8 protein-coding genes are annotated in these 8,245 nt (G+C 74.7%); 1 reads left to right on the plus strand and 7 read right to left on the minus strand.

All coding sequences use genetic code 11. The features are described 5' to 3' along the window. Positions 1–58: 58 nt before the first annotated feature. Together ACWGB8_RS36900 and ACWGB8_RS36905 are read right to left on the minus strand one after the other, a co-directional pair. Positions 59–1,165 carry a FecCD family ABC transporter permease gene (locus ACWGB8_RS36900; protein ID WP_452218032.1) on the minus strand — a complete coding sequence of 369 codons (1,107 nt, stop codon included), beginning with the start codon at positions 1,163–1,165 and terminating at the stop codon, positions 59–61. Continuing rightward, the gene (locus ACWGB8_RS36905) at positions 1,162–2,229 is read right to left on the minus strand and encodes a FecCD family ABC transporter permease (protein ID WP_452218033.1); all 1,068 of its coding nucleotides are present in this window, start codon (positions 2,227–2,229) and stop codon (positions 1,162–1,164) included. Before ACWGB8_RS36905 ends, ACWGB8_RS36900 begins: the two co-directional genes overlap by 4 nt. Positions 2,230–2,540: 311 nt before the next feature. Here ACWGB8_RS36905 and ACWGB8_RS36910 point away from each other — a divergent pair, with 311 nt between their 5' ends. Beyond that, complete coding sequence (locus ACWGB8_RS36910) at positions 2,541–3,521, plus strand: hypothetical protein (RefSeq protein WP_452218034.1); 981 nt, start codon at positions 2,541–2,543, stop codon at positions 3,519–3,521. A 204-nt stretch (positions 3,522–3,725) separates the two neighbouring features. On the opposite strand, the gene ACWGB8_RS36915 is transcribed toward ACWGB8_RS36910, so the two are convergent. From ACWGB8_RS36915 to ACWGB8_RS36935, 5 genes are all read right to left on the minus strand, one after another. Further along, positions 3,726–4,208: a DUF5994 family protein gene (locus ACWGB8_RS36915; protein WP_452218035.1), complete on the minus strand. Its 483-nt coding sequence runs from the start codon at positions 4,206–4,208 to the stop codon at positions 3,726–3,728. 143 nt (positions 4,209–4,351) lie between these two features. Next, positions 4,352–5,620 (minus strand): MFS transporter, encoded by a 1,269-nt coding sequence (locus ACWGB8_RS36920; protein ID WP_452218039.1) that lies wholly within the window; start codon positions 5,618–5,620, stop codon positions 4,352–4,354. Between the two features lie 2 nt (positions 5,621–5,622). Further along, a complete protein-coding gene (locus tag ACWGB8_RS36925; protein ID WP_452218036.1) occupies positions 5,623–6,225 on the minus strand; it encodes a hypothetical protein in 603 nt (200 codons plus the stop codon). 17 nt (positions 6,226–6,242) lie between these two features. Next, positions 6,243–7,556 (minus strand): hypothetical protein, encoded by a 1,314-nt coding sequence (locus ACWGB8_RS36930; RefSeq protein WP_452218037.1) that lies wholly within the window; start codon positions 7,554–7,556, stop codon positions 6,243–6,245. Between the two features lie 122 nt (positions 7,557–7,678). Beyond that, on the minus strand, positions 7,679–7,825 hold the full coding sequence (locus ACWGB8_RS36935) for a hypothetical protein (RefSeq protein ID WP_452218038.1): 147 nt from the start codon (positions 7,823–7,825) through the stop codon (positions 7,679–7,681). Between the last annotated feature and the right edge of the window lie 420 nt (positions 7,826–8,245).

Genomic DNA, 8,245 nt, shown 5'->3' on the forward strand with positions numbered 1-8,245 from the left:
CGGCCGCGCACTCCCGTACGCGGCCGCTCCGGCGGTTCGGATACCGGCAGGCCCCGGCCTAGCGGCGGGCGGCTCGGCGTTCGTGGGCCAGCAGCCACACCAGGTAGAACCCGCCGATGCCCGCCGTCATGATTCCCACCGGCAGTTGCACGGGCGCGAGGACGCGCTGCGCCGCGAGGTCGCTCGCGCACAGCAGCAGTGCGCCCATCAGCGCGGAGGGCAGCAGCGCGACGCCCGGGGAGCGGGCCAGGCGGCGGGCCAGTTGCGGGGCGGCGAGCGCGACGAAGCCGATCGGGCCGGCCGCCGCGGTCGCCACCGCGGACAGCAGGACGGCGGTCACCACCAGCAGCAGGCGCGAGCGTTCGACCGGTACGCCGAGCGCCTTGGCGGAGTCGTCGCCGGCCTCCATCATCCGCAGGTGACGGCCGAGCAGCAGCACCACGGGGAGCAGCAGGCCGACGGCGAGCGCGGCGGGGCCGAGGTGGGTCCAGCCGCGGCCGTTGAGCGAACCGGTGAGCCAGACCGAGGCGGCCTGCGCCTCGTCGATGGACGCCTCGGTCATCAGGTAGGCGTTGACGGAGCTGAGCAGGGCGCCCGCCGCGATGCCGACCACGATCAGCCGGTAGCCCTGGACGCCGCGCCGGTACGCCAGCAGGTAGACGACCAGGGCGGTGGCGAACCCGCCGCCGACCGCGCCCGCGGCCACGGCGAAGGCGTCGCCGCCGAACACCAGGATCTGCAGCAGGGCGCCGGTGGCGGCGCCGGTCTCGAAGCCGATCAGGTCGGGGCTGCCGAGCGGGTTGCGGGCCAGGCTCTGGAAGACCGCGCCGCTCAGCCCGAGCGCCACGCCGACCACGATCGCGACGAGCAGGCGGGGCAGCCGCAGGGTGTTGACGACGTAGTCGGTGGCCCGGGTGCCGTCGCCGAGCAGGGCCCGCACCACGTCGGGCGGCGAGACCTGGAAGTCGCCGGTGCCCAGGGTCGTCACGGCGACGGCCAGCAGGGCGACCAGCAGTCCGAGGGTGGTGAGCACGGTGCGCGGCGCCAGTCGGAGCTGGAGGCGGGGGCCGAGGCGGATCCGCCAGCCGGGTATCGCGACCCTGACGGGCGCGGGGGCGGCCTCGACGGGGGTGGTGACGGTGTCGGCCTTCTGCAGGGTGGTCACAGCTGCGGCACCTTCCGGCGGCGGACGAGCGCGATGAGGACGGGTGCGCCGAGCGCGGCGGTGACGATGCCGACGGCCAGTTCGTCGGGGCGGACCAGGATCCGGCCGAGGACGTCGGAGGCGAGCAGCAGGGTCGGCGAGAGCACCAGGCAGTACGCCAGGATCCAGCGCTGGTCGGGGCCGGAGAAGGTGCGCACGGCGTGCGGCACGATCAGGCCGAGGAAGCCGATCGGGCCGACGGCGGCGGTCGCGGCGCCGCAGAGCAGCGTGACGGCGACCGCGCCGAGCACCCGGGTGCGGACCACCCGCGCGCCGAGCGCGTTGCCCAGGTCGTCGCCGAGCGCGAGGGCGTTCAGCGGACCGGAGAGCGCGAGCGCGAGCAGCACGCCGACGACCAGGAACGGCAGCACCTGGTACAGCACCGAGTCGTCGCGCCCGGCGAGGCTGCCGACCGACCAGAGCCGCAGCTCCTGGAAGGAGTCCTTGTCGAGGAAGGTGAGGGCGGAGATCCCGGCGATGAGCGAGGCGTTGACGGCCGTGCCGGCGAGCACCAGCCGGACCGGCGAGGCGGGGCCGGGCCCGGAGGCGCCGAGCAGGTAGACCGCACAGGAGGTCACGGCGGCGCCGGCGAAGGCGAACCAGACATAGCCGGTGAGCGTGGTGATCCCGAAGACCCCCATGCCGACGACCACGGCGGCGGAGGCGCCGGAGGTGACGCCGAGGAGGCCGGGGTCGGCCAGCGGGTTGCGGGTGAGCGCCTGCATCAGGGCGCCGGACAGGCCGAGCCCGATGCCGACGACCAGGCCTAGCAGGGTCCGGGTGAGCCGGTAGTCCTGGACGATGACGGCGTTCTCCGAGCCGTCCGGGGCGAACAGTCCGGCGACCACGGTCGAGAGCGGGATGGACTTGGTGCCGATGGCGATGCTGAACGCGCAGACCAGCAGGAGCAGCGCGACGGCCACCACCAGCCCGACCGCGCGCAGCGCCCCGGCCCGCCGCGGCAGCCTGCCGGGCGGGGGCGGTTCGGCCGCCACCGCGTTCCCGGTCGTTTCCCCTTGTGCCACCGTGCGCCCACTCCCCGAAGGTCCGAGGGCCGGCGGGAGGTACCGCCGACCTGCCTGATAGTTAGGTTAGGCTACCTTAACTTTTGGGAGATGTATCCGTCCGCCCGGGACGACCGGGACCGGCCCGAGCCACCGTCAACTCCGCACCCGGACCGACCCCGCCACCCGCCGCTCGGCAGTTTCCGTTATCTCCGGGCCTCCCGCGGATCTCCTGGGGCGGGGGCGGCACCCGGTGCGCAGGACCGGGACCGGCGGCCGGCTGCTCCGTACCGCCCGCCGCCCCCGCGCCACCCGTACGGAAGGACCCGCCGATGCCCGAATCCGCCGACGCCCTCTCCCGCCGCTGGGCCCTGGCCTCGGCCGTGCCCGCGCTGCTCGTCCTGCTGCTCGCCGCCCTCGGCGCCACCACTCCCCCGGCACCGTCCTCCGCGGCAGCGGCCCCCGCCGCCCCGGCCGCGAACGGCACGGGCACGGACGGCACGGGCGGACCCGGGACGGGCGCGGACGGGACGGGCGGACCCGGCACCGGCGGGCAGGCGGGCGGCGGGCACGGCGCGGCGACCTCGCCCGGTGCGGGGCTGTCGGCCGAGGCGGACGGGTACCGGCTGGAGTCACCGGCCGCCGAACTCCCGGCGCAGCGGACCGTCGGCTACCCCTTCACCGTCATCGGCCGGGACGGCCGCCCGGTCACCGGGTTCACGCCCGTCCAGACCAAGCCGCTGCACTTCTACGCGATCCGCTCGGACCTCACCGGCTACCAGCACGTCCACCCAGCGATGGCCGCCGACGGCACCTGGAACGCCGACCTCGCCCCGCTGGCACCCGGCGACTGGCGGCTGTACGCGGCCTTCAGCCCGGCCGACAGCCCCCGTCGGGGCAGCGAGCTGGTGCTCAGCCGGACGGTGACCGTCCCCGGTGCCGCCATGGCGACCCCGCTCCCGCCCGCGGCCGGGCGCACCACGGTCGACGGCTACACGGTGGACGTCCGCGGCGAGCCGATGCCCGGCTGGAACAGCCGGCTCACCGTCGCCGTCAGCCGGGACGGCGTGCCGGTGACCGACCTCGAACCGTACCTGGAGAGCTACGCCCACCTCAGCGCGTTCCACGAGGGCGACCTGGCCCTCGCCCACCTGCACCCGCTGAACGCGGCAGCGCCGTCCCCCGACGGCCGCGGCGGACCGGAGCTGACCTTCCACGCCATGCTCGGCCGCCCCGGGAACTGGCGGCTCTTCCTGCAGTTCCAGACCGAGGGCCGGATCCACACCGCCACCGTCACCCTGGACCTGGCCTGACCGGGTCACCCTGAACGCCTGACCGGGTCACCCTGAACCTGGCCTGACCGGCTGTCGGCTGACCGGCCGTCGGCAGGCCGCGCCGGCAGCGTCCGGGGTGAGCAGCGCCGACGCGTACGGCTCACGGCACGGCGGCGACCCCCACCGCTGCGGACCACAGCCTCTCCCCGGAGAGCGGCGCGGTGGGCTTCAGCCGTGCATCCTTCAGCCGTGCAGCCGGGAGAACCCGGCGGCAACCATCGGCGGACCGAGCAGGAGTTCCGCCGCCGGGGTGTGGTTTCCGGTCGCCGCGGCCCCGGTCATCGCCGAGGCGGCCGCGTCCTCGTCGGTGCCGGGCGGCACCACGAGGAGGAGGAAGTGGTCCTGGAAGCCCCGGGTGACGCTGATCGTCGCGTCGCTTCCGGTGAACCAGTTGATCCTGATCTCCAGGCCGTTCGCCACGACCGACCTGGGTACGTCGTCCCAGGCGGAGGTGTCGAGGCCGACCCGGACGATACGGCCGAAGTGGGCGCCGAGCGCGGTGAGCAGGTCCGGCAGTTCGGCGAGGACGTGGGTGGAGCGGGGCCACCAGGCGCCGTCGAAGACGCCCTCACGCGCCATCGTCGGCTCCAGGACCAGGCGCGGCAGCAGGGGAGCACCCGGTGCGGGCCATGGCCCGGGAGATGTGGGAATGGGGGTCGGCGTCATCGGGGGCCGCCCGTCCGGTCCACGTGGGACCAATCATGACCCAGGGCGACGCCGACGCTGATGCCGGTGTGCGGAATGTCCTCGGTTGCCTCCCACGGTACTCCGCCAGGGTGTCCCCCGGGACTCCCTCCCGGGCGGGGCCGCTACCGGCCGGACGGGCGGGCGGTGGCGGTGGCCAGGGGGAGCACCAGCAGGGCGATCACGGCGCCGCCCACGGCGAGGGAGTCGAAGCCGCCGGCGGCGACGACGGCGCCGGAGGCCAGGCCGCCGGTGCTGCCCGCGGCTGCGAGGGCGACGTCGACCAGGCCCTGCGTGGAGGCGCGCCGCTCCAGCGGTACGGCGGCGGTGACCACGGCGGTGCCGCTGACCAGGCCGAGGTTCCAGCCCACCCCGAGCAGGACCAGGGCCACCGCCACGACCGCCACCGAGTGCGCCGGGGCGAGGGCGGCGAGCAGTCCGGCGGCGCCGAGGACGACCCCGGAGGCGGCCGCGACCGGACGCGCCCCGAGGCGGTCGACCAGCCGGCCGCTGAGCGGGGACGGCAGGAACATCGCACCCACGTGCAGGGCGATGACCAGCCCGGTGGCGTCCGTGCCGTGCCCGTGGCCGTCCAGGTGGACAGGGGTCATCGTCATGATGCCGACCATCACCAACTGACCGATCAGCATGATCCACACACCGGTCGCCAGCCCCGGGGCGGCACGGGACCGGCCGATCGGGGCGGCCGGCGCTCCGGCCCCGGCCGACGGAGCCGCGGCGGCCGCGCGGGCCCGGGCCAGCAGCAGCGGATCAGGCCGGAGCAGGGTGGCGAGCACCAGGGCGGCCACCCCGTACGCGACGGCCGCCAGCAGGAACGGCCCCGCCAGCGCGGGGATCCCCCAGCGCTGCGCGGCGTCGCCCGAGACGGTCGCCAGGTTGGGGCCGACGACCGCGCCGAAGGTGGTGGCGAGCAGCACCAGGCTCACCGCCCGGCCGCGCCGCTCGGGCGCGGCCAGATCCGCTCCGGCGTAGCGGGCCTGCAGGTTGGTCGCGGTGCCGGCGCCGTACACGAGCAGCGAGAACAGCAGCAGCGGCACGTTCCCGGCGGCCACCGCCGCCACCACGCCGACGCTCCCCACGGCCCCGGTCGCGTACCCCGCGGCCAGGCCGGGCCGCCGCCCCCACCGCTGGCAGAGGCGGCCGACGCCCAGGGCGCCGAGCACCGAGCCGCCGGTGAACAGGGCGCTGGGGATGCCGGCCAGTCCGGTCGAACCGAGCAGGTCGCCGGCCAGCAGCGCGCCGACCGTGATGCCCGCGGCGAGCCCCGCTCCGCTGAGGACCTGGGCGGCCGCCAGGACGGCCAGCACCCGCCGCTGTTCCGGGGGTTCGGCGTCCGGGCCGGCCGCCGGTGCTCCGTCCGCCGGGCCGGGCACCTTCACGCGGACGCCGACGGGCGGAGGTCGGAGATCTCCTCCAGTGACATGCCCATATGCTCGCGCAGGTAGCGCACGATCGTCCAGTGGGCCGTCGCCGCCTCGTCGAAGGGGCCGAACTCCCGGCAGTACAGCGGGATCCAGCGCAGCGCCTCCTCCGCCGCACGCTCCCGGCCGGGCTCCTCCTGGTACGCCTCGTAGGCGATGCTGCGGTGGTGGACGAAGAAGCCGCCGGGCAGCCGTTCGCAGAGGAGCGGGTACTCGCGGGTCTGCAGGATGAGGTAGTGCCAGACCTCGTCGATGTCCTGTTCCACCGGGAGGAAGAGCCCGGCGAGTTGCTCGCGGTACCGGGAGACCAGGTAGAGGTAGCGCAGGCATTCGGTGACCTGGCGCTCGGCCTGCTCGACCGGCAGGCCGGTCCGGCCGGCGGTGTACGCCACCACCTCGGCGTGCAGGGCGTCGCCGAGGAGGGCCTTCAGCTCCTCGGCCGTCACGGCGGGCGGGTCGGCGGGGGCGGGCTCGGCCGGCCGGTCGGCGGGCTCGGCGGCCACGGCGGGCCAAGGGGCAGCGGCGGGCTGGGGGGCAGCAGCGGGCTGGGGGGTCATGCTTCTCCGTCCTCCGGTCAGCAGTCCGTCGCGAGCCAGGCGTACTTGCCGGACGCGCCGATCGACAGGTGCTCGTGGTGTTCGACGCGGCAGCGCAGTCCGGTGAGGCGCCCGACCTCGCGCTCCAGCGCCGCGGACTCCTCCGGTGCGGGCGGTGCGCCGTCGAAGGTGGTGCAGCGCAGCACGGCCTCGCCGTCCCGGTGCCCGACGTGCAGCCGGTGGAGGAAGACCCGGGGTGCGGTCGCGCCGACGACGGCGTCGAGGTCGCCCTGCGCGACGGGGCCGTGCGGCGAGGGCAGCAGCTCCTTCTCCCGGCCGCAGAAGCGGACGATCCGCGCGGGGTCGGGGCTGCCGTCCGACGTGCGCACGCAGTCGCCGGAGCGGTAGCGGACCAGCGGCATGTGGGGGTTGCGCACGCTCGTCACGATCAGGCTGTGGATGTCGCTGCCGGGGGCGACCGGGACGAGTTCGACGCTCATGCCGTCGAGGTAGGGCCGGTACCCGCCGCTGCGGTCGCTGTAGTAGAGGTAGCCCAGCTCGGTGCTGCCGAACAGGTCCACGATCGGGCAGTCGAAGTGCTCGCGCAGGTACCGCGCCACGTTCACCGGGGTGTACTCGTAGGCGTGGACGATGCTGGCGGGCCGGGGGAACCTCTCCCACAGGCCCCACCGGTCGACCTTCCGCACCAGGTGCGCGAGGTGGTAGCCGGAGCAGTCCAGGTGGTAGGCGCCGCCGGGGTGTGCCCGCGCCGCCTCCGCGATCTCGTCGAGCATCCGCTCGACGTCCGCGCGCTGCCATGTGTCCGGGTCGAGGTGGAGGTTGAGGTAGCCGGTGCGCTCGTCGAGCCGGCGGTCCGCGGGGGTCGGTTCGGCAGCGGTCCGTACAGCGCCCGTCGGGCCCGTGTCGGCCGGTGCGGCGCCCGTCGACACGGTGTTCGGCGCGGCGGCGCCCGGCCCGGCGCGCTTGGCGGCGTTGACCCGGGCGACGTGCTGGGTGGCCAGCACCGTGGTGAGGGAGACCCGGCGGCAGCCCTGGTGCCAGGTGTGCGCGATGTCGGGGTGTTCGCTCCACAGGCGGTAGTACGAGTTCAGCAGGAAGTACGGCGGTCGGATGATCTGCATACGGGCGTGATTGGTGCCCGTCGACAGCACGAATTCGGCCTCTCCGGCCGCGAGTGCCGCGGAGAGGGCCGGTGTCATCCAGTTCTCGGGGAATCCGCGGGCGATCTCGGGCTTTTCGAGAATCGGGAAGTAGCCCTGTTCGATCGATTCGCGGTAGATCGGAATGTCCTTGATCCGGTCGACCACGTCGGCGCTCGGCTGGCCGCTCACTGTCACCATCCCGTCGGTACTCGGAACGTGCGGGCCCGCCTGGGTGGACGGCGGGGCGCCGCTCGGGTCTGCCCGGGGCCGGGCCGGCTCGGCGGCCCGGCCCCGGTGTGCGAGGTGGTGCGTCAGGAGATACAGCCGGACTTGGCGACACTGATGCAACCGGACTTGGCCACGCTGATGCAGCCGTCCTTCGCCTTCTCGGCGGAGTTGGCGGCGACCCAGCCCTTCCACTTGTCGTCCTGGGTCATCTTCTTGATGAGCTGTTCCATTCTGACCTCCGGGTGTGAGGAGAAGCGGACGATGCGCTTGACATCGCCATGCCAACCTAAAGTCTTGGTCAAGGAACTGTCAACGGACGGCAATGTGACGAAGAAGCGGCGCGCCCGGGGTTTGGAACACCGCGCCGGCAGCCGGGCGGGAGCGGCCAGTTGACCGGTGCCCGGGGGTGTCACGGGCAGGCGTCGTCCGTCGGCGGTGGACGGCACATCGGACGGCAGGGCGGGCGGCACGGCGCCGGCGGCTCAGCCCGTCAGGTGGCGCCGACCCGGGGCCGGCAGGGCGGCGACCTCCGGTCTCGGCGGGGCCTTGCGGACCACGACGGTGGCTTCGCCGGTGCGGTTGTGGCGTTCTTCCCAGGTTTCGAGGGCGGTGCGGCAGGCGTGGTCGAGGTGGCGCAGGTGGGTGAGGTC

The sequence above is a fragment of the Kitasatospora sp. NPDC054939 genome, assembly GCF_053610105.1.

Bases quoted from the DNA above. Each gene is read 5' to 3' on its own strand.
- ACWGB8_RS36910 (WP_452218034.1), top strand. From the start codon at position 2,541: ATGCCCGAATCCGCCGACGCCCTCTCCCGCCGCTGGGCCCTGGCCTCG.
- ACWGB8_RS36915 (WP_452218035.1), bottom strand. From the start codon at position 4,208: ATGACGCCGACCCCCATTCCCACATCTCCCGGGCCATGGCCCGCACCG.
- ACWGB8_RS36925 (WP_452218036.1), bottom strand. From the start codon at position 6,225: ATGACCCCCCAGCCCGCTGCTGCCCCCCAGCCCGCCGCTGCCCCTTGG.
- ACWGB8_RS36935 (WP_452218038.1), bottom strand. From the start codon at position 7,825: ATGGAACAGCTCATCAAGAAGATGACCCAGGACGACAAGTGGAAGGGC.